Genomic DNA, 25,842 nt, shown 5'->3' on the forward strand with positions numbered 1-25,842 from the left:
TATGTTTATTAAGCAGGCATTCAATTATCAATACCAGTTTTGGCGCTATATTATTGGAGTTATAATAATTTTTATTGCCGTAATACTTGGGCAAATTCCTTTTGGAGTAGCTTTGTTTTTAAAGGAGGGAATAGGCGTAAGTAAACTCACAGAGACCGAAATGATGCAAGTATTAGATTCCAATCTTTCTCTCTTTTTAATGTTATTAACTTTTGCAGTGGGCTTGGGCGGTGTATTCTTTGTGAGTAAGGTGTTACATAACCAGCCAATAAAAGGTCTAACTACTACTAGAAAAAAAATAGATTGGCGCCGCTTTTTCTTTGCATTTGGATTGGTAGCAATCTTTGCTATTGCTACAACTTTATTAGATTATTTGGCTAACCCGGAAAATTACCTATTTAATTTTCAACTGGTACCATTTCTCATCTTAGTAGTTATAGCTATCGTAATGGTGCCTTTACAAACCAGTTTTGAGGAATATCTGTTTCGAGGCTATCTAATGCAAGGGATTGGGGTATTCGTTAAAAATAAATGGCTACCACTTATTTTAACTTCAGTAATATTTGGAAGTCTGCACTTTTTCAACCCTGAAGTTACCAAGCTGGGAAATATAATAATGATCTATTATATAGGCACAGGATTCATGTTAGGAGTTATGACTCTTATGGATGAAGGTATGGAATTGGCTCTGGGCTTTCACGCCGGTAATAATTTAATTACAGCATTACTTGTAACGGCAGACTGGACTGCTTTTCAAACAAATTCAATACTAAAAGATATTTCTGAACCCACAGCAGGCTGGAACGTGATAATCCCGGTATTTATAGTTTATCCTATCTTCCTTTATATAATGGGGAAAAAATATGGCTGGAGCAATTGGAAACAAAAACTTTTTGGAAGGGTAGAAAAGCCTAGAATGTTAAATCATTTGTCCGATTCATAGGAATGAAGCAGTAATTTGTTAAATTTAGGAATTCAGTAAAAAAAAACGGCTATATTTTTTATAATATGAACGACAAAAATCGAATTCCTGAAACACATCATAACTTTAAATTAAACAAGTTACATTTCACTAATTCCGATTTAAAGCAAGTTGCTTATAATCTTATAAAAGAAGGGGAACCTTACGAGGGAAGTATAGGAGACTTTCTTTTAGATTGGCTTAAACCCTCGCCTTTTTTGGAAGTCAGTACTTCCGGTTCTACCGGGAAACCTAAACGCATTAAGGTAAAGAAAGAGCATATGATAAATTCTGCTCTGGCAACTGCAAAATTCTTTGAACTACCGGAGAAATCAACCGCTCTTATGTGCCTGCCTGCAAATTACATTGCAGGTAAAATGATGCTGGTTCGTGCCATGGTATTAGGCTGGGAACTGGATCTGGTACCACCCTCTTCAAATCCTTTAGACCAGGTTTTTAAAACTTATGATTTTTGTGCAATGACTCCTTTTCAGCTGGATAATTCTATTGGAAGGTTGCACCTTATCAAGAAATTGATCGTTGGTGGGGGAGCTGTGGCTCCAAATTTACAGGAAATGGTGCAAGGGATGAAAACTAAGGTGTATGAAACTTTTGGGATGACCGAAACAGTTTCACACATAGCAGCCAAAAGACTTAATCCTAAAAAAAAGAAAAAGAAACCTACGCCGTTTAAGGTATTACCAAAAGTTCATATTTCAAAAGATGAACGAGGTTGCTTGGTGATAAAAGCTCCTATGGTAGCCGATGAAACCATTGTTACTAATGATGTGGTAGAAATACTTACCTACAAAAAATTTATTTGGAAGGGAAGATATGATAATGTTATAAATTCTGGTGGTATTAAACTCTTTCCTGAAGAAATTGAAAAAAAATTAAATAAGGTAATTGAACATCGTTTTTTTGTAACCGGAATGCCGGATGATGCGTTAGGTGAAAAATTGGTGTTGTTTGTAGAAGCCGATTTTTCGGAAGAACTATTGGAAGAATTAAAACAAAAAGTAACCTCTGTAAAATCTTTGGATAAATATGAAGTTCCTAAAAAAGTCTATCTCATTCAAAAATTCGAGGAGACCCCCAATGGTAAAATTCATAGAGAACACACTGTAAAGAGTAAAGTTAAATAGAGTGTCTCAAGCATAAAAAAGGCGATAATAAATAATTATCGCCTTTTTTAGTTTTTGGTAAGGTGTTGTTAGTTCAGAAACTGAGTGAGTATGTAAAATTCAGGTTCATGTACTTGAATATCCTCTTTACTTAATTTTTTATCGAATTTCTTCCATTGTGTGGTAGGGTTTATGCGCACTTCTTTATTATTGATGAATACATCTACCGGCATTTTAAAATCCTTCACATCAGCCTGCCATCTATAAAAAAGCTTTTTTCCTTCCTGTTTAAACTGGAGCACAGGCAGGTTGGAGTATCGCAAATACTGATCGAATATAGGTTGTAAGTTTACCCTCGTAGCTTTATCGAAGAAGGATTCAGCAGTTTGAGTATCTATGGTCTGATGTTTATAAGTTTCGGTATAATCCTTTAAAGTTTTCCACCACAGGTCATCATCATTAAAAATACTTCTAATGTTATTGAGCAAATTAGCTCCTTTTGGATACATATCTCCAGAGCCTTCTGAATTTACTCCGTAATCACCTATTATTGGCGAGGTATTTCTGATATTCTTACGAGTTCCTTGTAAATACTTCAGGGCTTCCTCTTTTCCCCAGTTACATTCAATATATACAGCTTCAGAATAAGAGGTGAAGCCCTCATGTAGCCACATATCGGCAATATCCTTAGCGGTTATACTATTCCCATACCATTCGTGTCCCGATTCATGAATAATTATAAAATCCCATTTCAATCCAGCCCCGGTCCCTGAAAGATCCCTTCCTAAATATCCCATTTGATACTGATTTCCGTAAGCTACGGCACTTTGATGCTCCATTCCCAAATGAGGTGCCTCAACTAATTTATAGCCATCTTCTTTAAAAGGATATTCTCCAAATTTCTCATAAAAGCAATCCATCATAGGTTTAACTTCTTCAAACTGCTTTTTAGCTTTTTCTAAATTATAGGGAAGCACGTAATAATCGAGGTCCAGATCTTTGTAGGTGTCGTGAAAGTGGCTATAGTTAGCAATATTCAAGATAATATCGTAATTATTGATTGGGTTAACAACCTTCCAGCTCCACTGGGTATAACCATCTCCCAAATCTTTTTGTCCTACAAATCGACCGTTGGAAACATTCATGAGTCCGTTGGGAACAGCAATTTCAGTTAGTACCTCTTCTGGCTCATCACTTTGGTGATCCTTATTCGGGTACCATAAACTTGCTCCAGTACCTTGAACCGCTACAGCGATGAAGTGATTTCCATCCTCATCTTTATCAAAAACAAAACCTCCATCCCATGGTGCATTTTTAGCAACTATAGGATTTCCTGAATAATAGAACTGAATAGAATCTTTTTCGGAAGCTTTTAAAGCTTGTTCAAATTTGATAAAGACTGCATTGTAAGCTCTCGAGTATTTTAGTTTTTGATTTTTATGAATAATAGAATCAATATTCATATTCTCGAAAAGGTCGATTTGCATGATAGAAAGATTTTCTTCAGGCGTAAAAGTGATGGTATTCGAACCTGATATAAATCTTTTTTCGGGCTCTACTTTTAATTTTAGGTGATATTTTAGCACATCAAAATTACGCTCTGGCCGTAAAGAGCCTCTTAAGGTATCGGCTTTTGTATAATTCTGTTGTTTGTTGCTAAGGACTTGCGCAAAGCCTGAATGCAGGCTAAGAGTTGAAATTACTGTTAAGATAAATAAATATTTCATAAATAAGCTTAGAGAGTATGCACGATAAATAATTGTGCGTTGGGATGAGTTTTTAAGGTTTTTTTCATGTTGGTATGAATTGCTTCAAAGTCTTCTCGATTAGTTCCTTTACAAATTCCATAGGTATAATGATATTTCAGAACTTCCATGTCTATAGGGGTGAGACTTCTTATAACGGGACATTTTGATAGATAACTTTGACAGGTTAAGGAGACATTGTCACCAAAGTAACCTAATGTTCTAAAGAAGTTGAATTTTAAATGTGCAATTTGATAAGTTCCACTTTTTATATTTAAAGTGTTCACTTTAAGAGAGGCCTGAGTTAACTGTTGCTTGCCATTCCAAGAGACGTAATATCCGGAGTTCTCATTATTTATTCTTGGCTCAAAATCTTCATCATTTTCATTGTTTATATAATAAACCAGATAATTGGATTCTTCTCTAGTGTCAACCTGTTTAATATTTAATGAATCTACCGCTGCAGAGAGTCCTTCTGCAAAATCCATTAAAGCTATAGTATGTTTTTTAGGTACGGATGCATCAAAATAGATTCTTATCTTATCTTTCCATATTTTTAATGTAGATTTTGAGTTGTCTTTTTTACCAAAAACAATATTCTTATAAGTTTCAAGGAAGGTAGAATCTTTGGGTTCATATTTCACGCGAACCTCTTTACCATTTCCCTTTCTAAGCTGTTTTATAAACTCTTGAGTTACCAATACCAAAGTGTCTTTTCCCTCAATCATAAAATTGAGGCTGTCCTGTTTGGTTAGAGTTTCTCCTTTTTCCTTATAGGTTTTAATATTAATATAAGTTTTGGAAATCCCATTTACTGCTGAGGTGTCCTGAGAGAACATATTAAATCCAAACAGTAAAATGAAAATAAGTATAATGTACCGCATAGATTAGGTTTGTATTACTCCCAGATTAAAATCCTTTGTAATGGGAGCGTGGTTAGCAGCTTCAATTCCGGTAGAGATCCATTTTCGGGTATCTAAGGGATCTATAATTGCATCTGTCCACAGTCTTGCTGCTGCGTAGTAAGGGGAAGTTTGTTTATCATATCTGGCTTTTATCTTATCAAAAACTTCTTTCTCCTTAGCTTTATCTACTGTTTCTCCTTTTTTAGCCATAGATGCAGTTTCAATTTGAGCCAGTACTTTTGCGGCTTGAGTTCCTCCCATAACTGCAAGTTCGGCACTTGGCCAGGCGGCTATCAATCGGGGGTCGTAAGCTTTTCCACACATTGCATAATTACCAGCACCATAAGAATTTCCAATAATGATGGTAAATTTTGGGACTACCGAGTTACTCACGGCACTTACCATTTTTGCACCATCTTTTATGATGCCCCCATGTTCACTTTTACTACCTACCATAAATCCGGTGACGTCTTGTAAAAACACTAAGGGAATTTTTTTCTGATTACAGTTAGCAATGAATCTTGTGGCCTTATCGGCAGAATCGGAATAGATCACTCCTCCAAATTGCATTTCACCTTTTTTTGTTTTTACAATTTTCCGCTGATTGGCTACAATTCCCACAGCCCAACCATCAATTCTTGCATAGCCGGTAATTATTGTTTGTCCGTAACCTTCTTTATATTCATCAAATTCCGAATTGTCTACCAGGCGGTTGATGATCTCATGCATATCATATTGATCACTTCTCTTTTTTGGAAGGATTCCATAGATCTCTTGGGGGTCAGCTTTTGGTTTCTTTGCTTCTTTTCTATTGTAACCTGCCTTATCATAGTCACCAATTTTATCCATGATATTCTTAATGGTATCTAAGGCATCTTTATCGTCTTTGGCTTTATAATCGGTAACGCCGCTTATTTCACAATGAGTAGTAGCACCTCCTAAGGTCTCGTTATCTATAGATTCACCAATGGCAGCTTTTACAAGGTAACTTCCTGCCAGAAATATACTTCCCGTTTTATCAACTATAAGGGCTTCATCGCTCATAATAGGTAAGTATGCACCCCCGGCAACACAACTTCCCATAACAGCAGATATCTGGGTTATTCCCATGCTACTCATTACGGCATTGTTTCTGAAAATCCTTCCAAAATGTTCTTTATCTGGGAATATTTCATCTTGTAGAGGAAGATAAACCCCCGCACTATCTACTAGGTAAATTATAGGCAATCTATTTTCTATAGCGATCTCTTGCGCTCTCAAGTTCTTTTTCGCAGTAATAGGAAACCAGGCTCCTGCTTTTACAGTAGCATCATTTGCCACTACAATACATTGCTTTCCTGCTACATGTCCAATCTTTACAACTACACCACCACTTGGGCAACCTCCATGTTCTTCATACATTTCATCTCCCACGAAGGCTCCTACTTCAATTGCTTTTTGTGAATCATCTAAAAGATAATCTATGCGTTCGCGAGCAGTCATTTTTCCTTTCTCGTGATGTTTTGCAATGCGTTTTTCACCGCCTCCCAGTTTTATCTTGGCAAGCTTATGCTTAAGGCTGGAGAGTAATAATTTGTTATGATCTTCATTTTTATTGAAGTTGATATTCATAGTAGCAATTTTATGGATTGTTCGGGTTTAATGCCGATATTTTAAAAATATGGCTTAAATAGCATCAAAGAATTATTTAAGCCTCAGTATTCTGGCTAAAATACAAAAACGAAGCAATTTTATAAGAGAATTAAATCATTTAAATGTGCGATATTTGTTAAGACTGCGCAAGGGATTGTAGCGGCATCGCCCTGCAGTAAAACGCAAGGGCATATAGCGAAAAGCCCAGTGCTGCCATTGCAGCAGGCGCCCGATAAATACTTATTTGTATGGGAATGAATAAAAATACCATTTTTGGCTGGGCTTCTTTTTTTACCCTGTTGGTGGGAATCGCATTGGTACTATTAGGGGTGTTGAAATATCCCGATTATGCTATTGGATTTTCTACTGCCGGCATAGGTTTCTTTATTATGTCCTGGGTGTTTAATGCTTTAAAAGGACGAGTATGAGAGATATAGAAATAAAAAAGCAATTGGCAAGGCATATAGCAGGTGGGGAAGCATTTCTAACGGTAGACGAGATGTTAAAAGAGATTCCATTTTCTCAACTTGGAATACGCCCAAAGGAGTTGCCTTATTCTTTTTATGAGCTATTTTATCATATGCAGTTTGCTCAAAAAGACATTTTAGAATATTGTATTGCTACGAAATATCAACCTCACAAATGGCCTCAAGATTATTGGCCTTTAAAATCGGCTCCCGCTTCAACTAAGGAATGGGAAGATTTGGTATTGTCTTTTAAAAGTGAAAGAGAACGGTTTCAAAAGCTAGTCTTAGATCCTGAAACCATGCTAACCAAAAAGCTGAAAAAGGATACAGATCATACTTTAATGCGAGAGATACTATTGGTAATTGAACATAATGCCTATCATACAGGGCAACTTTTAATTGTGCTTAGAAGTTTGGGTTTACATCACTCATAAATAATTAGATATGGCAGTGCAGATGATTTTTAAAATTATGATATTTGCAAAGCGAAAAAAATTAAGTTCGGTATCAAGAGATGTCGAGATTCAAATAATATTAAATACACTTATAATGGCAGATGATAATAAGGTAATTTTCTCCATGTCGGGAGTTACAAAAACCTATCCGGGAGCAAATACCCCGGTACTTAAAAATATTTACTTAAGCTTTTTCTACGGTGCTAAGATCGGGATCTTAGGTTTGAACGGATCGGGGAAATCTACCTTGATGAGGATTATTGCCGGAATGGAAAAGAACTATCAGGGAGATGTGGTATTTTCTCCCGGGTATAGCGTAGGAATCCTTGAGCAGGAACCACAACTTGATGACGAGAAGACAGTGCTTGAAGTTGTAAAAGAAGGGGTTGCAGAAACCGTTGCTGTTCTAGATGAATACAATAAGATTAACGATATGTTTGGTCTTCCTGAAGTTTATGAGGATGCCGATAAGATGCAAAAGCTGATGGATAAGCAAGCAGCTTTGCAAGATCAAATAGATGCATCGAATGCATGGGAATTAGATACCAAGCTAGAGATCGCAATGGATGCGTTACGTACTCCCGAACCTAATAAGAAAATTGGAGTGTTGTCTGGAGGGGAAAGAAGGCGTGTTGCTTTATGCCGATTATTATTACAAGAACCAGATGTGTTGCTATTGGATGAGCCAACCAACCACTTGGATGCAGAATCTGTACACTGGTTAGAACATCATTTATCTGAATATAAAGGGACTGTAATTGCAGTTACCCACGATAGATATTTTCTTGATAATGTTGCTGGTTGGATCCTTGAACTAGATAGAGGCGAAGGTATTCCATGGAAAGGGAACTATTCTTCCTGGTTAGATCAAAAATCGAAACGTTTAGCACAGGAGCAAAAGCAGGCGAGCAAACGTCAAAAGACCTTAGAACGAGAATTAGAATGGTCTCGCATGTCGCCTAAAGGAAGACAAAGTAAGCAGAAAGCACGTTTAAATAACTATGATAAGTTATTAAGTCAGGATCAAAAGCAAATGGATGAAAAGCTGGAGATTTATATTCCTAATGGTCCGCGTTTGGGAACAAATGTTATTGAAGCCAAAGGAGTAAGCAAAGCTTTTGGAGACAAGTTATTATACGAAAATCTGAACTTCAATTTGCCACAAGCAGGTATAGTAGGTGTAATTGGACCGAACGGTGCCGGAAAGACCACTATTTTTAAAATGATCATGGGAGAAGAGCAGCCCGATCAGGGAAACTTCGAAGTTGGAGATACGGTAAAGATCGCTTATGTAGATCAGAGTCACTCAAACATGGATCCTGAAAAGACTATATGGCAAAACTTCAGCGACGGGCAAGAGCTTATAAATATGGGAGGAAGACAAGTAAATTCCAGAGCCTATTTAAGCCGCTTTAACTTTGGGGGAGGAGAACAGAATAAAAAAGTGAGTATGCTTTCTGGAGGGGAACGTAACCGTTTACACCTTGCCATGACATTGAAAGAAGAAGGAAACGTATTATTACTGGATGAGCCAACCAACGACCTTGACGTGAACACCCTGCGTGCACTGGAAGAAGGTTTGGAGAACTTTGCTGGCTGTGCGGTTGTGATCTCTCACGATAGATGGTTCTTGGATAGAATATGTACGCATATTCTTGCTTTTGAAGGAGATTCTCAAGTATATTTCTTTGAAGGTAGTTTTTCTGAATATGAAGAAAATAAGAAAAAACGTTTAGGTGGCGATTTAATGCCGAAGCGTATTAAATACAAGAAATTAACTCGTTAACAAGTTGACTTTTAAACATAAAAAAAACTCCGAAGATTATTTCTTCGGAGTTTTTTGTTTTTTGAAATGAATGAAAATAAAATTTTAAAGGAAGAAAACCTTATTCTTTTTGATAAGTTAAGACAAGTTCATCATCTGCAACCATAGGGTCGTCCAGAAGTGTTAAGGTTAGCTTATTTCCTTCAAAGCTATAAATGTAGGAGGCGGCACCTTCAACCTTCAAAATAGTATCGTCAAGCTCATAATTATAGGTTCCCGAGCTTCCAATATAAAAATAATCTTCTGTAGGATTAATGAGTGTAAAGGAGTTATTTGTCGAACTGAATTGGAGTTTAAAATCCTTAAAATCTATCTCAGGATTAAATCCACAAAAACAACTGATATCAGTGAGATAGAAATTTCCGCTTAATTCCGGATCTGTTGAAATATCATCATCGGTACAGGATAATACTGTTCCTATTAGGGCTAAAATTAGAAGGAGTTTTTTCATAATACTTCAAATTAATATTAAAATCAAAGAAAGCATATGCTGAATATTTTACCTTAAAAAGGTATTTTATTTATACCAGCGTTTTTTGTTGGCTTTAGAACCGCTTCCTTTTCTTCCTTTTTTATGCTTACTTCCTTTTTTCTTATGAACTACAGGTTCTGCATTTTTCTCTAATGGATAAGGGTTGTTCTCTTCTACGGGGATCTTTTCTCCAATTAACGTTTCAATGAATCTTATGTAGTTCTTTTCATCGGCGCTGCAAAAAGAGATGGAGTTTCCTACGCTTCCAGCTCTACCGGTTCGTCCAATTCTATGCACATAGACCTCTGGCATATTTGGGATATCAAAGTTGATCACAAAATCTAAAGCATCTATATCTAAACCGCGGGCAGCTAGATCTGTGGCTACCAGTATATTTACTTCTTTATTCTTAAAATGCGACAAAGCAGTGGTTCTATCGGTCTGGCTCTTATCTCCGTGAAGTTCTTCGGCTTTAAATCCATTTTTCAGCAAAGACTGAAGTGCTTTCTCCACCCCGAATTTGGTACGTCTAAAGATTAATACTGATTTATCTTTTACCACATTTCGCATAACATAGAGCAGTAATTCTGTCTTATCCGGTTTTGGTACCATGTACAACTTCTGAGCGATAGAAGGTGCTGCAGAAGAGTTGGTGGTAAGTTCTATTTTTTCAGGATTTTGTAATAAGGTTTTAGCAAGATCCTGCACTTTTGGAGGAATAGTTGCAGAGAACATGAGGCGTTGTTCCAAATTTGGAGACAGTCTTATAATCTTTTGAACTTCATCTATAAATCCCATATCTAACATAAGATCAGCTTCATCTAATACCAGAACCGAAATTAATTCTAAATTGATATAGCCTTGCTTGCGAAGATCTAACAATCTTCCAGGGGTAGCCACCAAAATGTTCAATCCGCTTTTTAATAAGTTTATTTGGGGTTGCATAGAAGCACCACCAAATACAACTCCAGATTTTACATTCGTAAATTTTGCGTAGGCTTGAATATTTTGATCTATCTGAACAGCCAACTCTCTGGTAGGGCTTACAATCAATACGCTAGGATCTTTAAAATCTGTAGAATCTCCTATTTTTTTATTTAAAAGATTTAAAAGAGGGATGGCAAAAGCTCCTGTTTTTCCGGTTCCCGTTTGTGCGCAGGCTATTACGTCATTTCTACGAAGTACTTCAGGAATTACTTTTTCCTGAATAGGAGTAGGATTGGTATGTCCAATTGCTGCAATTCCTTCCTGAATTGGTTGTGATAAGGGTAGATCTTCAAATAACATAAACAGAGATTAAGCCGCAAAGATACCCATATTTTAAGTGAAAATAGAATTCACTTTCGTTTATGCCTATTAATTGATATAGAGAACCTGACTAGTGGTATTTCCATCGGCATTTACAGTGATAATAAATAGAGCGCCGTTTTCTGAATCATCGAAATCCAGATATTTTTTGCTACCCAAAATGGCATTTACAAAGGCGGGAGTGGTGTCGCTGTGCCCAACTACCAGTACGTTTTTTCCTTTAGTTGCTTTCTTGAAATCTGAGTTGTATAACTTTTTCGGATCATATAGTTTTATCTCTAACAGCTTTAACTTCGCAGTAGGTGCAGCAGTAGCCTTTGTTCTTTTATAATTGGTACTATAAATAAGATCTAAAGGAATATCTTTAAGGACGTTGGCCCAATTTTCAGCTCTTTTTAACCCTTCTGCATTTAAAACGGGATCTTTTTCTTTCGCATCACTTCTATCTTTTTCGGCATGACGAATAAGATAATATGTAGTGATTCCTGAAGTTTCATCCTGATTTAAAGTTGCCTGCTGATTCTCGTTGGAATTCTGGCCACAAATAGTGAGGAGAGGGAATAGTAGGAGCAATAGATATTTCATCTTGGCAAAGTTTTATTAGTATAAAAATGATTTTATTTTTTGAATTCAACTTCTAAAAGAATAAGTTGAGAGATCTGTTTACCCATGCTGTTAAAGTTATTATCTGAAATTAAAAGTAAACTTTTATTTCCGTTAGGCAGATCAGGGCCAAAGGTCATCCCTTCAATATTATCAATTATCTGTTCTTTTAGCTGCTTCTTTATCGACTTAAAGTCAAATATCAGTTGTTTTTCTGCCAGTCTGATATCCTCTTTCCTTAGGTTGTTGTAAGTCAGGGTATTAGTAGCTTTATTTGCATTTACATCAAATAATCTCACTGTGTTCCCATTACTTCCATGTCCTGCCGAAAAAGCTCTTTCTAATACAATAAACTGTTTTGGGGCATATTCCAGTAACTCAGTAAGTCCGTTAACCGCAAAATATTTCCAGGGAATTTTTTTGATGCCGCCTAATTTCATTGCAAATTGAAATTCAGCCTCTTTGGTAGCATCTTTAAATTCTGTGATCCTTATATAGGAGCGGGTAGGAAAGAGTTTTGGTTTAGGTCCATCTTCTACCAATGGTAATTCCATTCCTGACCAAAATCCTGAATTGTTATAGCTAATGCTTAATCCCTCAAAAACTCCGTTATTTCTGGGTTTTTGTGTGCCTGCTGCTTTGAAATAATCTGGAAGAGAGTAGTGGGAGAGATATTTTCCTTCTTTCGTGATCTCATAAATCCCGGGATCTTTTCCGTTCGAAATAGAACCCTCACTAGTAATTAAGAAGTTATTTCTGGAAGTATGGAACCTAATAGCTTCCATATCCATCGTGTTGTTTTTGAGGGTTTCATTAGTTCTATCAAGCTTTACAACATTGGATATAATAACGGTGTCGAGCTTGTTTTTATTTATAAATATGGATGCAGTATAGAATCTGGGGTTAGAAGGATGATCACATATTATATAATAGGTGTCGTTGTAAAAATCTATTCCTGATAATCCGCCAACTCTGGTATTTTTAATTTCAAGATCTTCAGGAATTATATAATCATCCAGAAAAGTGATTTTAACTTTGGAGTTGCTAATGTTTTTAGAAGCGCTGCAAGAGATTAACAAACAACTAAGGCAGAGGAGCGATACTATTTTTTTCATTGAAAGGATAAAAGGTAAAAATAACAAATCCTTAAGAGAAAAATAGGAGTTCTTTGAGAGATTTTGAAAGGGTAAGCTGGTACTTTTAAATTATTATAAACCAATAAAAATCAAAATTATGAATAATGATCAATTAGAAGGAAAATGGAAGCAGATCAAAGGTGATTTTAAGCAGAAATATGGAAAATTAACCGATGATGATGTAACTTATTCTGAAGGAAAATTTGATGAAATGGTTGGAAGACTTCAGGAAAAGACCGGAAAGACTAAAGAAGAAATAAAAGATGAAATTGACCGATGGTAGTTGAAATCATCTAATATAAAAAAGGCTCCATAATTTATGGAGCCTTTTTTATTTAAGTTTATGACATTAACTTTCTACCACCTGTTCCTGATTCCTGAACACTAAGGTGTCATCAAATTCATCAAGTAATATGATGCTTTCGGTATTAATGGCACCAGAGAGGATCTCTTTAGAAAGCTTGTTTAATACTTCTCTTTGAACCACTCTTTTTACCGGACGTGCTCCAAATTGGGGATCGAATCCTCTCAATGCTAAATAACTTATGGCTTCTTGCGTAGCATCCATTACAATGCCTTGTTGAGAAAGCATTTTTTTAACCCCTTTAAGTTGCAGCTCCACGATCTTACGAATGTCTTTTTCCGAAAGGGGAGTGAACATCACAATATCATCTATTCGATTGATGAACTCCGGTCTTACCGTTTGTTTCAATAATCCAAGTACTTCAGTTTTTGCACCTTCCATGGCGGTATGAACATCTTTAATAGTTTCAAACTTTTCCTGGATAATCTGAGCTCCCATATTGGAGGTCATAATAATAATAGTGTTCTTGAAATCCGCTAATCGACCTTTGTTATCGGTTAATCGACCTTCATCCAACACTTGGAGGAGGATGTTGAACGTATCGGGATGTGCTTTTTCGATCTCATCAAGTAGTACTACAGAATAGGGTTTTCGTCTCACGGCTTCTGTAAGCTGACCGCCTTCATCATAACCCACATATCCCGGAGGTGCACCAACCAAGCGGCTTACAGCATGTCTTTCCTGATATTCACTCATATCGATTCTGGTCATTGAAGATTCATCATCAAAAAGGTATTCAGCAAGAGCTTTTGCAAGCTCTGTTTTACCTACTCCTGTGGTTCCTAAAAAAAGGAAGGTTCCAATAGGTTTCTTTTGATCCTGAAGGCCGGCGCGGCTTCTTCTTACAGCGTCGCTTACCGCTTCTATAGCTTCTTCCTGACCTACCACTCGTTTGTGAAGTTCATCTTCCAGTTTCAATAACTTTTCACGATCGCTTTGCAGCATTTTAGTAACCGGTACTCCGGTCCATTTAGCTACAACTTCTGCAATATCCTCATAAGTCACTTCCTCTTTAATAAGGGAAGAGCTATCCTGATTCTCATCTAATTGTTTCTGTAAAACTTCTAAGCGTTCTTGCGCCTCCTTTATTTTTCCATAACGAATCTCGGCAACTTTTCCATAATCGCCTTCTCTTTCGGCTCTTTCGGCTTCCAGTTTAAAATACTCAATATCCGATTTTGCGGTTTGTATATTATCTACCACTTCTTTTTCGTTCTTCCAGCGAGCGTTCAGTTCATTACGTTCCTCTTTAAGATTGGCGAGATCAGCACTTAGTGATTTCAATTTAGTTTCGTCATTCTCTCTTTTTATGGCTTCGATCTCAATTTCCAGCTGAGTAACCTTTCTGTCTAAAACATCTAATTCTTCAGGTTTAGAATTGATCTCCATTCTTAGTTTTGATGCCGCTTCATCCATAAGGTCAATAGCCTTATCTGGCAAGAATCGGTTGGTGATATAACGTTGAGATAATTCCACAGCTCCTATAATAGCCTCATCTTTGATTCTTACTTTATGATGGGTTTCATACTTTTCTTTAATTCCTCTTAAAATGGAAATAGCGCTTTCTGTATCAGGTTCATCTACAATTACTTTTTGAAAGCGTCTTTCCAGAGCCTTATCTTTTTCAAAATATTTTTGGTATTCATCTAGAGTAGTAGCTCCAATGGCTCTCAATTCTCCTCGAGCCAGAGCTGGCTTCAAGATATTTGCGGCATCCATAGCTCCTTGTCCGCCCCCGGCTCCTACCAGCGTATGGATCTCGTCTATAAAAAGTACGATGTCTCCTTCACTTTCTGTAACTTCTTTAATTACAGCTTTTAGTCGCTCTTCGAATTCTCCTTTATATTTAGCACCTGCAATAAGTGCTCCCATGTCTAAAGAAAATATCTGCTTGTTCTTTAGGTTCTCAGGGATATCTCCATCTATAATTCTATGGGCTAGACCTTCAGCAATAGCGGTTTTTCCTACTCCTGGTTCTCCCACAAGCATAGGGTTATTTTTGGTTCGTCTAGAGAGAATTTGGAGCACTCTTCTAATTTCCTCATCTCTCCCAATAACCGGATCGAGTTTCCCCTCTTCAGCTAATTTGTTAAGATTTTTAGCGTATTTATTCAAGGAGTTATAGGTTTCCTCTGCGCTTTGAGAAGTTACTCTGTCTCCTTTTCTAAGTTCAGTTATAGCTTGTTTTAAACCTTTTTCTGTCGCCCCTTGATCTTTTAAGATTTGCGCTACTTTACTAGAAGACTTAAAAATAGCGAGAATGAGATGTTCAATGGCAACATACTCATCATTCATTTTTTTTGCTTCGGAAGCTGCTTCGTTTACTGTTTTAGAAGCTTCACGAGAAAGCATGATCTCGCCTCCGCTAACTTTAGGGAAGCTTTCCAAAGTTTTATCTAAAATCTGGGTGAAGAGCGCTGTGTTTATATTCAGCTTCTTTAATAAAAAAGGTGTTACATTTTCGTCGACCATAGTTATAGCCTTGAAAATATGTTCGTTCTCTATTTGTTGATGACCCAATTCCTGAGCGAGCTGTTGCGCTTGCTGTATAGCCTCCTGTGATTTTATGGTAAAATTATTAAAGTTCATATGATCGAATATTTAGTACAAAACTGTATAGTCAAATTATATACCTGAGCGAGGGAAGTGTCAAAATGGCATGGCAAACGCAGTAAATGATGACTTTTTGACCTGTGTAAATTTGGAGTGTTATAAAGTTAATCATTTATAAAGGAGGTAAGGTATATCTTAGAAAAACTTTAATATTTGAGGGTAGGTAATTATGAAATCGAAAGCTTACTTTTACAGCCTTAATAAAAATGATATGGGACTTTTTGATAAAATATTTAAAAGCGAAAAAGAAGCAGATAGAGAAGAGGTGGTAAGGGTGCCCTGGAATCAATTGACCACTATGGAAGCCCTGGATGAGATAGAAGAAATATCCTTTAAACATCCTGTAGCAATTTTAAAACATTCTACACGTTGCGGGATTAGCAGAATGGTGTTAAGACAGTTTGAGCAATCTTACAGTTTAAAGGGAGATGAGGTGAAGCTGTATTTTCTTGATTTGCTTAATTATAGAGAGATTTCAAATAAAATTGCTTCTAAGTTTAATGTGCCTCATGAGAGTCCTCAATTAATAGTGATCAGAGAAGGAAAAGCGATCTATGATGCTTCACACAATGAAATTTCATCAGAAAAATTAAAGGACTTAGTTGCATAAATAAATTAGTATAAAATTAAAAAGCCTCCAAAATTTTTTGGAGGCTTTTTAATTTATGAATGTTATGTTATTTTTTCTTTGGTTCGTATACCGGTAGCAATTTCGTACTCACTTCTCCAAAACCAATTCTTATTTCCTTGTTTTCACAATGCCCTCGCATTATTACAGTGTCGTTATCCTGAATGAATTTTCGTTCTGATCCATCCTTTAATTTTACAGGTTTCTCACCTCTCCATGAAAGTTCAAGCATAGAGCCATATGAGTCTGGAGTTGGTCCCGAAATTGTCCCTGATCCCATCATATCTCCAGAGTTCACAGGGCAACCATTAATAGTATGATGTGCCAGTTGCTGACTCATATTCCAATACATATATTTGAAATTGGAATGAGTAATGGTGGTCTCCTCTGCGCTTTCAGGCTTAATAGCTACTTCTAAATGGATGTCGAAACTCTTCTTTCCTTTAAATTGTAAATAGGGAAGTAGCTCTTTTTCAGGCTCTGGCCCCTTAGTTCTGAAAGGTTCTAAAGCATCCAAAGTCACAATCCATGGAGAGATTGATGAAGCAAAATTCTTAGCTAAGAACGGACCCAAGGGAACATATTCCCATTTTTGAATATCTCTGGCACTCCAATCATTGAACAAGACAAGTCCGAAGATATAATCTTCAGCCTCTTCAATTGGTATAGGTTCACCTAAGGCATTCGCATCGGTAGTTATAAAAGCCATTTCCAATTCAAAGTCTACTAATTTTGAAGGGCCGAAGACCGGTTCTGTTGCACCTGCCGGAAGAGTTTGTCCTTGCGGGCGGTGAACCGGGATTCCACTTGGAATAATTGAAGAGCTCCTTCCATGATATCCAACAGGAATATGCAGCCAGTTAGGTAATAACGCATTATCGGGATCCCTAAACATGGTTCCTACATTTGTTGCATGTTCTTTACTTGAATAAAAATCGGTGTAATCTCCTACTTGTACAGGGAGTTGCATTTCTATTTCATCAAGCGTAAAAAGCACTATCTTACGATGATCTTCGTTATTCTTTAACTTAGAGTTATTAGCATCGAATACCTCTGCTATTCTATTTCTCACCAGACGCCACGTCTTTTTTCCGTCGGAGATAAAATCGTTTAAGGTATCCTGTAAAAATATATCGTCTGTTAATGGTATTCCTTCAAAGTATCCCAATTGGTGAAGTGCGCCAAGATCAATGGCATAATCTCCAATTCTTGTACCTATGGTAATGATATCGTCTCTGGTAAGAAATACCCCGAACGGAATGTTCTGAATTGGGAAATCTGTATCCTTAGACGTATCCAGCCACGTTTTTCTTTTAGGATCATTTGCTGTAATAGGCATATAGTTTTTTTTATAATTCTTAAAAGTAATGTTTTCAAATATATTATTTTCCAGCAATTAACCGATTGGAATTATTACTTTTGAGGATAATTTAACGTAAAAATTTAACATGCAAAGAGACACGGAAATTTTTGATTTAATAGAAGCCGAAAGAAACCGGCAAACAAACGGTTTAGAACTAATTGCAAGTGAGAATTTTGTAAGTGATCAAGTGATGGAAGCAGCAGGATCGGTACTTACAAATAAATATGCTGAGGGATACCCCGGAAAACGTTATTACGGTGGCTGTGAAGTGGTAGATGAGGTTGAAAACCTTGCTATAGAACGCTTGAAAGAGCTATTTAATGCAGAGTATGCCAATGTTCAGCCCCATTCAGGTTCACAAGCTAATACGGCAGTATTTCACGCCTGTTTGCAACCGGGAGATAAATTCTTAGGGTTTGATCTCTCTCATGGTGGGCATTTAACTCATGGGTCTCCAGTAAATTTTTCGGGTAGATTGTATGAGCCTGTTTTTTATGGTGTAGATGAAAAGACCGGCATGTTAGATTATGATGTTATTGCTGAGATTGCTGAAAAAGAAAAACCAAAAATGATTATAGCAGGTGCTTCTGCTTATTCAAGAGAGATAGATTATAAAAGATTTAGAGAAATAGCCGATAGTGTGGGTGCGATTTTATTTGCTGATATTGCCCACCCTGCCGGGTTAATAGCAAAAGGATTATTGAGTGATCCTTTACCTCATTGTCATGTAGTAACAACAACAACTCATAAAACCCTAAGGGGGCCCAGAGGTGGCGTAATAATGATGGGGAAAGATTTTGATAACCCTTTTGGAATTACTTTAAAAAATGGTAGCCTGAGAAAAATGTCCTCTTTATTAGATAGTGGAGTATTTCCGGGGAATCAAGGAGGGCCTTTAGAGCATATAATCGCAGCAAAAGCGGTAGCCTTTGGAGAAGCACTGACGGATGAGTTCTTGTATTATACGGTACAGGTAAAGAAAAATGCAAAGGCGCTTGCCAGTGCTTTTATAGATAAAGATTATAATGTTATTTCCGGTGGAACCGATAATCACATGATGCTTATAGATCTCAGAAATAAGAATATTACGGGAAAACAGGCTGAAGAAGCATTAGGGAAAGCAGAAATTACTGTAAACAAAAATATGGTTCCTTTTGATGATAAGTCCCCATTTGTTACCTCAGGTATAAGAATTGGAACTCCTGCAGTTACAACCAGAGGATTAAAAGAGGAAGATATGCCTACAATTGTTGATTTTATAGATACGGTTATCTGTAATTTTGAAGATGAAGAAAAGATAGAAGAAGTGAAAACACAAGTTATAAAATTAATGAAAGGTAGACCACTTTTCAATTAAGATTACCTATTGTTTCAAATAAAAAAAAAACCGCTTTTAAGCGGTTTTTTTTTATTTGAAAACTTACAAAATGAGGATTTTAAATTGTTTTGGAAAATTTAAGATTGCTGTGTTTTGTTGAGTATATTTTAAATTTTCTCTAAAAAACATCTTTAATTATGAATATATTTTTTTAGTTTTAACTCTTTTTTAAGATATTTTAATTACCATAATGAAGTTTAAGAGTGTTCTACTAAAAATCAGCGTTTTAACATTTGTGCTTGGGGTATTAGTTTTGTTTGGCTGGTTTTTTAATATTTCTATTTTAAAAACGGTACTTCCAGGTTATACCAGTATGGTGGCAAACACTGCTATTTCATTTATAATTAGCAGTATGATCCTTTTTCTGGCTGTTAAAAAACTTTCAAAAATTGCCAGGTATGTATCGCTACTCCTTTTAATATTTAGCTTAAGTACGCTATCTCAGGATGTTTTTAATTTTAATTTAGGCATAGACGAATTATTTATAGAAGATACTAGTTATATAGAGAATGTAAATTCTTCTCCCGGCAGAATGGCCTTGACTACAGCGCTTTCTTTCGTTTTATTAAGTGTTGCTTTTTTACTTCTTCTTAGTAAAAGATCGGTTAAAGCTGGACAGTTCATGCTGCATATGGTATCTCTTATAGCTTTTATTGGTATTACTGGATATTTATATAGAATATCTCCTTTAGATAAAATAGCAGTATTATCATCCATGGCTATACATACATCTTTAGCCTTGTTCTTCTTTTCGGCAGCGGCCTCTCTATTAAACCCGAAAGTTCTGGTTGCAGGCCTCTTTACAGGTAATAGGATTGGGAATAAAATGGCGAGAAGAATATTTCCGACATTCTTACTAACGCTTTTGGCTCTTGGTTTTATAAGAGTGGTAGCTCACAGATTTATGCTGGTGAGCGTAGATTCCGGTATCGCATTATTTGTAATTTCCGGGATTGTGGTGGGCTTATTTCTAATTTGGGATACCGCCCAATTACTTAACAATCTTGATCAGAAAAGGACGTTTGCCGAGAACGAATTGAAAAAAAGTTATAATAATCTGGAGAATATTGTGAGTTTAAGAACATCCGAGCTCACACAAAGTGTTGAAAAGCTAAAAGAGAAGGAACTTACACTATGGAAAAGTGAACAGCTTTTAAAGGGGGTGATCAATAATGCTGCGTCTACAATATTTGTGAAAGATAAACAGGGGAATTATTTAATGGCTAATAATACTTTCACTTCAAAATACATAAATGGTGATGAGAAGCTGGAGGATAAAACCGCTTACGATTTGTTCCCGGAAGAACTTGCAGATAAACTGACGGCAGAAGATCCCGAAATTTTTAGTTCAGGAAAATCTACAACATACGAGGTGGTGGCTCCAGGTGCTGATGGAGAGTCGGTCTTACTCATCAATAAATTTGCATTATTTGATGAGTACAATAACATTTATGCTCTATGTGGAATGGCTACCGATGTTACTTTGCTGAAAAAGGCAGAAGCAAATATTAGGGCTGTATTTAATTCGGCCTCTGTATCTATTATTGAAACAGATGTTCATGGAGTTATTACTCATTTTAATAAGGGAGCCGAATTTTTGTTGGGTTATAAAGAGGAAGAGGTAATAGGAATAGAAAAGCCAACCATCTTCCATACTCAGGAGGAATTGTGTGCGAGAGGAAAAGAATTATCAAAACTATATAAAAAACCTATTAATGGTTTTGATGCACTTGTAGAGTTTGCAAAGCAGGGAAAGCATGAATCAAAAGAGTGGCTATTCGTTAAAAAGAATGGAGAGACTTTTCCTGTTCAACTAGTGTTTACCGCCATTAAGGATGAGTATGGAACCATTACCGGGTATTTGGGTATAGCATCAGATATTTCCGATCTCAATTCGGCCAAGTATGATCTGGAGATATTAACCAATCAGCTTCAAAAGCAGAATTCACAATTGCTCAACTTTGCCCATATAACTTCTCATAATTTAAGGTCTCCGGTGAGCAATTTAAATTCACTCATGCATTTTTATCAGGAAAGTACTAGTGTAGAAGATAAGGAGATGTTGTTCACAAAATTTGAAACGGTGATAAATCATCTTACTTCAACATTAAATGAGCTTATTGAAGCTTTAAAAATTCAGGAAGATAAAAGTCAGAAGGTAGAAATGGTTAAATTTCAGGATATCTTCAAAAAGATTAATGAGACTTTTGTTGGGAATATTATGGAAACCAACGCAAAGATCACTTTTAATTTTACAGAAGCTGAAAGCATAGAATATTCTAAATCCTATATGGAAAGCATTATGCTTAATTTATTTTCAAATGCATTAAAATACAGATCGCCTGAAAGAATCCCCGAGATTCATTTTGAAACAAAGCGAAAAGAGGAGGAAATTAGCCTTTTAGTAAGTGATAATGGTTTAGGAATAGATATGAAGAGGCATAGAAAAAAACTGTTTGGTTTAAATAAAACATTCCATAGGCATTCCGAGGCGAAAGGAGTAGGCTTATTTATTACTAAAACACAGGTGGAAGCTATGGGAGGCCGTATTAGTGCTGAAAGCGAAGTAGATAAAGGAACAATATTTAAAATAACATTTAATAAACAGAATAGCAATTATGAGTAAGCCATTTATTGTATGTATCATTGATGATGATGAAGTTTATCAGTTTACCGTTACCAGAAGTATTAACGCGCAAAAATTAGCTAAGAAGATATTGGTGTTTTCTGATGGAGAATTGGCACTCCAATTCTTGTCTGATAATATAGCAGATAACGAAAATGTACCAGATGTTATCTTTGTGGATATCAATATGCCGGTGATGGATGGATGGGAATTTCTTGAAGAATATGTGAATCTTAAACCCAGACTAACCAAGCAGATAACTCTTTATATGGTAAGCTCCTCGGTAGATCCTGTAGATTTGGACAGGGCCAAGAAAATTAGTGAGATTTCCGATTATATAATTAAGCCCGTAACTCCAGATGCTATCAAAGAAATTATAGTAGCTCTTGAAGAAAAGAGCAAGGTTGAGCAAAAGTAATTGAGTAAATACCTAAAATAGTGTAAAACTTCCATCCTCTAAGATGGGAGTTTTTTTATGGAACCTTTTTAAAATTGGTTTAAACTGTTCAGGAAATTTAGAGAAGTTCTATTAAAAGTTTCAGGTTGCTCTACATTCACTACATGGCCGGAATTGGTTACAACATGAAGATTGGAAAAGCTATGAGTAGCAACAATCTTTTTTATAGCGGGAAGAAAGAGATAATCTTCTTCACCCATTACATATAACGTGGGAATTTGGATGTCCTTAGCTCTGAAAAAACTTAGTAATGGATTGATCTCTGATGTGAGCTTAAACCATCGTATAAATTCTTTCTGGTAGAGTTTTTTGGCTTCCCTTACAAATAGCAATCGAGATTGTTTATGATTTTTACGAGGCATAATTATAAATGCGAAGAATTTATAAAGTAACATGTAAGGAACAACCGATTTGAAGAGGACTCCCAGCTTGATAAGCAACTGAGATCGAAAATTCAATTTCATAATTGCCCCACCCATAATCATGCTTTCCACACGTGTTGGATGTAATTCGGCCAGGTTTCGAATAAGGATTGTCCCTAATGAAATGCCTACAAAATGAGATTTCGTTATTTCTAAATAATTGATAACATCTACAATGTCCTGAGTTACGGCATCAAAAGTATATTTTGGATTGAAAGCATCCTTTAGTACAGGTTTGCTGTTTCCGTGGCCTCTTAGATCCAGAATGAGTACATTATATTTACTTTTAAAAGCTCGTATCTGTTTAAACCAAATAGAAGAACTTCCTCCTGCTCCATGAACAAAAGTGACCCATTCTTTACTGGTAGAATGCTTGTATGTGGTGTAGTTTAGCAATTTTTATTTCAGCTGGTAAAAATACACCATTTTTTGAAATCTCAGAATTAAAAAGCCTGCTAGCAGTTTGATAGACTTCAATGCTATAAATAAATAGTAATGAAGTGAATAAATATAACCAATAGAACTCTAACCTTTAAATTGAAAAAGACAGAAAATCTATTCTTATTCAACTGCCTTTATATATCAATTTATAACTTCAACTCCATTTTAATATCGCCTCTAGAATAAGGACTTGCTTCTATAGGAATTTCTTTAAATCCAAACTTGGAATAGATATAAATAGCATTTTCCAATTTCCTGTTAGAAAATAAAACAAGCGAAGTATAGCCCTGCTGCTTTGCGTATTGAATGGTATGTTCCATTAATTGTTGGCCTATTTTTTTGCCTTGTGCTACTGGGGTGACAGCCATTTTTGTAAGTTCAAAAACGCCGTCTTCCATATACATAAGAGCAACGGTCCCTAAAATAGTATCTGCTTCCTTAGCAAAAAAAATGTTTCCTCCCGAACTTAAAATGTATTTCTCCGGGTTTCCTAATACTTCTTCATCATGGGGCTCCACATAAAAGTATTTTTTAAGCCATGCCAAGTTAAGGTCTTTAAAGTCTTCCCTGTAAGCGGGATCGTATGAAATGATCTTCATAATTCTTTAATGAATAAAATCTGTAATTAAATAACTAAGTGTTTTTCCTACTTTTATTTCCGATTGTTCGGTAGGGGCCGCCTCGCAAATATGCAAATATTTTAAATGTTCCTCTTCTGAAGCAATTCTAATAAAATTTCTCACCATGTTAATGGCAAATCCGCTAGGGGTTTGCGCGCTGCTCGGGAAACCTTTTATGGCATCACAATCCAGTTCCATTCCAAAATCTTCATTAGCAACCAATTCCAGCTCTTCTCTAAACGCTTTTACAATTTGCTCAGATGATTTTAAAATAAGATGCTCAAATAATCTATAATTATCGTTTGCCGAGGTATTCATGTTTTCAAAGATGTACTGTGGAGTATAATTTTGATGAAGTCCAAAGACACGATATTTGCCCAGTAACTTTTCGTTTCGAGCAAAGCTAAATCCATTACCACTATGGCGATATTCGGTAGTTCTTAGATCGGTATGAGCATCAATATTTAGAACATTTAATGGCTTTTTTAGAGCCAAAGAGGCACCTTTAATATTTCCGTAGGCATTATTATGTCCCCCCCCAATAATAATCGGTATTTTACCTGCGCTTATAATAAATTGTATTAACTGACTTACAGTAGTATCCAGTTGCTTTACAAGATCTCCTAATTTAGCTATATAATTGGGGTCTTCAATGGCAATATTACTGGCTTTATTCATTAATTCATTACAATCCACTTCTCCCAACAGTACTAACTTTTCGGGTTTAGTGTACTGGTTTGCCTGTACATTTAATAGTGATTTTAAGCAGGATTTCCAGGCATTAGCCGCTCCAGGTCTTCCTAGATTTGCACGAACCCCTATATCTTCAGGAATTCCAAAAAGTACATATTTAGCTTTAGAGGATTTTAGTTCTTCCAAATTTGAGATGAAATTCACTTTCTCTCCAAATTTTGTTTCCCCTTCCCGGGTAGATATATACGATGCTATACTTCGTGAAGTATATAGTTTGATGCCTTCCATTATTTTAATTTTTTTCCATTGATGTAAACCGAATCTATATTGTTACTGCCAAAGGAATATGGCAGGTAAGTATAAGAGGGAATGGGTTTAGTAACTATCAGGTTAGCAATTTTTCCTTTAGTAATGGAACCATGGGTTTTGCTAAGCTCCATCGCATAAGCTCCATTTATAGTTGCTGCATTAATGGCTTCTTCTGGGGTAAGGTTCATTTTTATACAGGCTAATGATACAACAAGGTTCATATTTCCACTTGGGCAACTTCCCGGGTTAAAATCGGTGGCAAGTGCAAGCGGTAAACCTGCATCTATCATTTTTCTGCCCGGTGTATAGGGAATACTTAAAAATAAGGAACAGCCCGGTAATGCCACAGGCATTGTTGTTGAGTTCTTGAGGGAATTGATATCTTCCGGTCGCATTTCTTCCAAATGGTCTACACTAAGGGCATCATTTTCAATACCAGTCTGCACGCCACCAATTGCATTGAATTGATTTACGTGAATTTTTGGTTTTAATCCGTATTTCTTTCCTGCGGCTAAAAGTTTCTGGGTGTCTTCTACCGTAAAATAACCTTTTTCGCAAAAAATATCAATATATTCTGCAAGACCCTGAGCAGCAACTTCTGGCAGAATCTCATTGATAACATAGTCAATGTATTCTACTTTCTTTTCTTTATATTCTGATGGCAAAGCATGAGCCCCTAAAAAAGTGGCTTTTATTGGAAGGGTGTAATTTTCCTTTAATTTTTTTATAACCCGAAGCATTTTTAATTCAGCTTCTTTTGTAAGTCCGTAACCCGATTTGATTTCTATCGCCCCGGTTCCTAATCTCATCACCTCTTCTAATCGCACTACCGATTGTTCGTAGATAACCTCTTCTGAAGTTTCTTGTAAGGTTTTAGCAGAGTTCAAAATTCCACCACCTTTACTGGCAATTTCCTCATAGGTCATTCCTTTAATGCGTTGCCCAAATTCCAGTTCTCGGTTTCCGGCATAAACTAAATGTGTATGCGAGTCGCACCAGGTTGGCATTATCATTTTTCCGGTAGCATCAATTGTTTCATCCACTTCCAGTTCAGGTAAGTTATCCATACTGCCATAGTCAATAATTGTTTTATTGTCAACCAATAACCAGGCGTTGTTCAAGCTTGGCAATGATTTCATCTCTTTACCTGAAAGTTTTTCTATGCTGGTTTCCCTAACCTGTAATAGCTCCTTAATATTTATAAACAGTAATTTCATAGGGTAAAGATAAAAAACTGAAGAGGTTTTAATGGAGGAATCTCCGAAATCCATGAATAAATTTTAACCTGATTTTTT

Annotated in this window: 23 protein-coding genes; 10 read left to right on the top strand and 13 right to left on the bottom strand. The window is 36.2% G+C overall.

The window, feature by feature from the left end:
• Window position 1 precedes the first annotated feature (1 nt).
• Both L1I30_RS06160 and L1I30_RS06165 read left to right on the top strand, forming a co-directional pair.
• Entirely contained in the window at window positions 2-943 is a 942-nt protein-coding gene (locus L1I30_RS06160; RefSeq protein ID WP_236133391.1) for a CPBP family intramembrane glutamic endopeptidase, read from the top strand.
• 65 nt (window positions 944-1,008) lie between these two features.
• Window positions 1,009-2,106: an AMP-binding protein gene (locus L1I30_RS06165; protein ID WP_236133392.1), complete on the top strand. Its 1,098-nt coding sequence runs from the start codon at window positions 1,009-1,011 to the stop codon at window positions 2,104-2,106.
• A 68-nt stretch (window positions 2,107-2,174) separates the two neighbouring features.
• Here L1I30_RS06165 and L1I30_RS06170 read toward each other — a convergent pair whose 3' ends face one another.
• Genes L1I30_RS06170 through L1I30_RS06180 form a run of 3 tightly spaced genes read right to left on the bottom strand, consistent with a single transcriptional unit; the run spans window position 2,175 to window position 6,346 of the window.
• Window positions 2,175-3,812: a M1 family metallopeptidase gene (locus L1I30_RS06170; RefSeq protein ID WP_236133393.1), complete on the bottom strand. Its 1,638-nt coding sequence runs from the start codon at window positions 3,810-3,812 to the stop codon at window positions 2,175-2,177.
• 8 nt (window positions 3,813-3,820) lie between these two features.
• Entirely contained in the window at window positions 3,821-4,714 is an 894-nt protein-coding gene (locus tag L1I30_RS06175) for a hypothetical protein (RefSeq protein WP_236133394.1), read from the bottom strand.
• A 3-nt stretch (window positions 4,715-4,717) separates the two neighbouring features.
• Window positions 4,718-6,346 (bottom strand): acyl-CoA carboxylase subunit beta, encoded by a 1,629-nt coding sequence (locus L1I30_RS06180; RefSeq protein ID WP_236133395.1) that lies wholly within the window; start codon window positions 6,344-6,346, stop codon window positions 4,718-4,720.
• A 269-nt stretch (window positions 6,347-6,615) separates the two neighbouring features.
• Between L1I30_RS06180 and L1I30_RS06185 the strand changes: the two genes are divergently transcribed.
• The 3 genes from L1I30_RS06185 (at window position 6,616) to ettA (ending at window position 9,075) form a co-directional block, all read left to right on the top strand.
• Window positions 6,616-6,795 carry a CAL67264 family membrane protein gene (locus tag L1I30_RS06185; RefSeq protein ID WP_236133396.1) on the top strand — a complete coding sequence of 60 codons (180 nt, stop codon included), beginning with the start codon at window positions 6,616-6,618 and terminating at the stop codon, window positions 6,793-6,795.
• Complete coding sequence (locus L1I30_RS06190) at window positions 6,792-7,268, top strand: DinB family protein (RefSeq protein WP_236133397.1); 477 nt, start codon at window positions 6,792-6,794, stop codon at window positions 7,266-7,268. Before L1I30_RS06185 ends, L1I30_RS06190 begins: the two co-directional genes overlap by 4 nt.
• A gap of 115 nt (window positions 7,269-7,383) precedes the next feature.
• The gene (gene ettA / locus L1I30_RS06195; protein ID WP_236133398.1) at window positions 7,384-9,075 is read left to right on the top strand and encodes an energy-dependent translational throttle protein EttA; all 1,692 of its coding nucleotides are present in this window, start codon (window positions 7,384-7,386) and stop codon (window positions 9,073-9,075) included.
• A gap of 100 nt (window positions 9,076-9,175) precedes the next feature.
• Here ettA and L1I30_RS06200 read toward each other — a convergent pair whose 3' ends face one another.
• The 4 genes from L1I30_RS06200 to L1I30_RS06215 form a co-directional block, all read right to left on the bottom strand.
• On the bottom strand, window positions 9,176-9,565 hold the full coding sequence (locus L1I30_RS06200; RefSeq protein ID WP_236133399.1) for a hypothetical protein: 390 nt from the start codon (window positions 9,563-9,565) through the stop codon (window positions 9,176-9,178).
• Window positions 9,566-9,631: 66 nt separating this feature from the next.
• Entirely contained in the window at window positions 9,632-10,873 is a 1,242-nt protein-coding gene (locus L1I30_RS06205) for a DEAD/DEAH box helicase (protein WP_236133400.1), read from the bottom strand.
• Between the two features lie 69 nt (window positions 10,874-10,942).
• Window positions 10,943-11,479: a SixA phosphatase family protein gene (locus tag L1I30_RS06210; protein ID WP_236133401.1), complete on the bottom strand. Its 537-nt coding sequence runs from the start codon at window positions 11,477-11,479 to the stop codon at window positions 10,943-10,945.
• 32 nt (window positions 11,480-11,511) lie between these two features.
• Window positions 11,512-12,612, bottom strand: coding sequence for an esterase-like activity of phytase family protein (locus L1I30_RS06215; protein WP_236133402.1), 1,101 nt, complete (start codon window positions 12,610-12,612; stop codon window positions 11,512-11,514).
• 118 nt (window positions 12,613-12,730) lie between these two features.
• Here L1I30_RS06215 and L1I30_RS06220 point away from each other — a divergent pair, with 118 nt between their 5' ends.
• Complete coding sequence (locus L1I30_RS06220) at window positions 12,731-12,916, top strand: CsbD family protein (RefSeq protein WP_236133403.1); 186 nt, start codon at window positions 12,731-12,733, stop codon at window positions 12,914-12,916.
• 66 nt (window positions 12,917-12,982) lie between these two features.
• Here the strand turns inward: L1I30_RS06220 and clpB are convergent, their stop codons facing one another.
• Entirely contained in the window at window positions 12,983-15,586 is a 2,604-nt protein-coding gene (clpB, locus tag L1I30_RS06225; protein ID WP_236133404.1) for an ATP-dependent chaperone ClpB, read from the bottom strand.
• 193 nt (window positions 15,587-15,779) lie between these two features.
• Here clpB and ytxJ point away from each other — a divergent pair, with 193 nt between their 5' ends.
• A complete protein-coding gene (gene ytxJ, locus L1I30_RS06230) occupies window positions 15,780-16,220 on the top strand; it encodes a bacillithiol system redox-active protein YtxJ (protein ID WP_308444050.1) in 441 nt (146 codons plus the stop codon).
• A 67-nt stretch (window positions 16,221-16,287) separates the two neighbouring features.
• On the opposite strand, the gene fahA is transcribed toward ytxJ, so the two are convergent.
• Window positions 16,288-17,577 (bottom strand): fumarylacetoacetase, encoded by a 1,290-nt coding sequence (gene fahA / locus L1I30_RS06235; protein ID WP_236133405.1) that lies wholly within the window; start codon window positions 17,575-17,577, stop codon window positions 16,288-16,290.
• 109 nt (window positions 17,578-17,686) lie between these two features.
• Here fahA and glyA point away from each other — a divergent pair, with 109 nt between their 5' ends.
• The 3 genes from glyA to L1I30_RS06250 all read left to right on the top strand — a co-directional run bounded on the left by glyA (window position 17,687) and on the right by L1I30_RS06250 (window position 22,023).
• On the top strand, window positions 17,687-18,958 hold the full coding sequence (gene glyA / locus L1I30_RS06240; protein WP_236133406.1) for a serine hydroxymethyltransferase: 1,272 nt from the start codon (window positions 17,687-17,689) through the stop codon (window positions 18,956-18,958).
• A gap of 211 nt (window positions 18,959-19,169) precedes the next feature.
• The gene (locus tag L1I30_RS06245) at window positions 19,170-21,605 is read left to right on the top strand and encodes a PAS domain S-box protein (protein WP_236133407.1); all 2,436 of its coding nucleotides are present in this window, start codon (window positions 19,170-19,172) and stop codon (window positions 21,603-21,605) included.
• Window positions 21,598-22,023, top strand: a complete 426-nt coding sequence (locus tag L1I30_RS06250) for a response regulator (RefSeq protein ID WP_236133408.1) — start codon at window positions 21,598-21,600, stop codon at window positions 22,021-22,023. Before L1I30_RS06245 ends, L1I30_RS06250 begins: the two co-directional genes overlap by 8 nt.
• A 68-nt stretch (window positions 22,024-22,091) precedes the next feature.
• Here L1I30_RS06250 and L1I30_RS06255 read toward each other — a convergent pair whose 3' ends face one another.
• The 4 genes from L1I30_RS06255 to hutI form a co-directional block, all read right to left on the bottom strand.
• Complete coding sequence (locus L1I30_RS06255; protein ID WP_236133409.1) at window positions 22,092-22,880, bottom strand: alpha/beta fold hydrolase; 789 nt, start codon at window positions 22,878-22,880, stop codon at window positions 22,092-22,094.
• Between the two features lie 191 nt (window positions 22,881-23,071).
• A complete protein-coding gene (locus L1I30_RS06260) occupies window positions 23,072-23,524 on the bottom strand; it encodes a GNAT family N-acetyltransferase (RefSeq protein WP_236133410.1) in 453 nt (150 codons plus the stop codon).
• A 6-nt stretch (window positions 23,525-23,530) separates the two neighbouring features.
• Window positions 23,531-24,526, bottom strand: coding sequence for a formimidoylglutamase (locus tag L1I30_RS06265; protein WP_236133411.1), 996 nt, complete (start codon window positions 24,524-24,526; stop codon window positions 23,531-23,533).
• The gene (gene hutI, locus L1I30_RS06270) at window positions 24,526-25,764 is read right to left on the bottom strand and encodes an imidazolonepropionase (protein ID WP_236133587.1); all 1,239 of its coding nucleotides are present in this window, start codon (window positions 25,762-25,764) and stop codon (window positions 24,526-24,528) included. The genes L1I30_RS06265 and hutI overlap by 1 nt, the downstream gene beginning before the upstream one ends.
• Between the last annotated feature and the right edge of the window lie 78 nt (window positions 25,765-25,842).

Source organism: Gillisia lutea (assembly GCF_021568705.1).
Classification (GTDB): domain Bacteria; phylum Bacteroidota; class Bacteroidia; order Flavobacteriales; family Flavobacteriaceae; genus Gillisia; species Gillisia lutea.

What these genes read in the sequence shown, in the direction of transcription:
- L1I30_RS06160 (WP_236133391.1), top strand. Translation starts at nt 2, where the DNA reads ATGTTTATTAAGCAGGCATTCAATTATCAATACCAGTTTTGGCGCTAT.
- L1I30_RS06165 (WP_236133392.1), top strand. Translation starts at nt 1,009, where the DNA reads ATGAACGACAAAAATCGAATTCCTGAAACACATCATAACTTTAAATTA.
- L1I30_RS06170 (WP_236133393.1), bottom strand. Translation starts at nt 3,812, where the DNA reads ATGAAATATTTATTTATCTTAACAGTAATTTCAACTCTTAGCCTGCAT.
- L1I30_RS06175 (WP_236133394.1), bottom strand. Translation starts at nt 4,714, where the DNA reads ATGCGGTACATTATACTTATTTTCATTTTACTGTTTGGATTTAATATG.
- L1I30_RS06180 (WP_236133395.1), bottom strand. Translation starts at nt 6,346, where the DNA reads ATGAATATCAACTTCAATAAAAATGAAGATCATAACAAATTATTACTC.
- L1I30_RS06185 (WP_236133396.1), top strand. Translation starts at nt 6,616, where the DNA reads ATGGGAATGAATAAAAATACCATTTTTGGCTGGGCTTCTTTTTTTACC.
- L1I30_RS06190 (WP_236133397.1), top strand. Translation starts at nt 6,792, where the DNA reads ATGAGAGATATAGAAATAAAAAAGCAATTGGCAAGGCATATAGCAGGT.
- ettA (WP_236133398.1), top strand. Translation starts at nt 7,384, where the DNA reads ATGGCAGATGATAATAAGGTAATTTTCTCCATGTCGGGAGTTACAAAA.
- L1I30_RS06200 (WP_236133399.1), bottom strand. Translation starts at nt 9,565, where the DNA reads ATGAAAAAACTCCTTCTAATTTTAGCCCTAATAGGAACAGTATTATCC.
- L1I30_RS06205 (WP_236133400.1), bottom strand. Translation starts at nt 10,873, where the DNA reads ATGTTATTTGAAGATCTACCCTTATCACAACCAATTCAGGAAGGAATT.
- L1I30_RS06210 (WP_236133401.1), bottom strand. Translation starts at nt 11,479, where the DNA reads ATGAAATATCTATTGCTCCTACTATTCCCTCTCCTCACTATTTGTGGC.
- L1I30_RS06215 (WP_236133402.1), bottom strand. Translation starts at nt 12,612, where the DNA reads ATGAAAAAAATAGTATCGCTCCTCTGCCTTAGTTGTTTGTTAATCTCT.
- L1I30_RS06220 (WP_236133403.1), top strand. Translation starts at nt 12,731, where the DNA reads ATGAATAATGATCAATTAGAAGGAAAATGGAAGCAGATCAAAGGTGAT.
- clpB (WP_236133404.1), bottom strand. Translation starts at nt 15,586, where the DNA reads ATGAACTTTAATAATTTTACCATAAAATCACAGGAGGCTATACAGCAA.
- ytxJ (WP_308444050.1), top strand. Translation starts at nt 15,780, where the DNA reads ATGAAATCGAAAGCTTACTTTTACAGCCTTAATAAAAATGATATGGGA.
- fahA (WP_236133405.1), bottom strand. Translation starts at nt 17,577, where the DNA reads ATGCCTATTACAGCAAATGATCCTAAAAGAAAAACGTGGCTGGATACG.
- glyA (WP_236133406.1), top strand. Translation starts at nt 17,687, where the DNA reads ATGCAAAGAGACACGGAAATTTTTGATTTAATAGAAGCCGAAAGAAAC.
- L1I30_RS06245 (WP_236133407.1), top strand. Translation starts at nt 19,170, where the DNA reads ATGAAGTTTAAGAGTGTTCTACTAAAAATCAGCGTTTTAACATTTGTG.
- L1I30_RS06250 (WP_236133408.1), top strand. Translation starts at nt 21,598, where the DNA reads ATGAGTAAGCCATTTATTGTATGTATCATTGATGATGATGAAGTTTAT.
- L1I30_RS06260 (WP_236133410.1), bottom strand. Translation starts at nt 23,524, where the DNA reads ATGAAGATCATTTCATACGATCCCGCTTACAGGGAAGACTTTAAAGAC.
- L1I30_RS06265 (WP_236133411.1), bottom strand. Translation starts at nt 24,526, where the DNA reads ATGGAAGGCATCAAACTATATACTTCACGAAGTATAGCATCGTATATA.
- hutI (WP_236133587.1), bottom strand. Translation starts at nt 25,764, where the DNA reads ATGAAATTACTGTTTATAAATATTAAGGAGCTATTACAGGTTAGGGAA.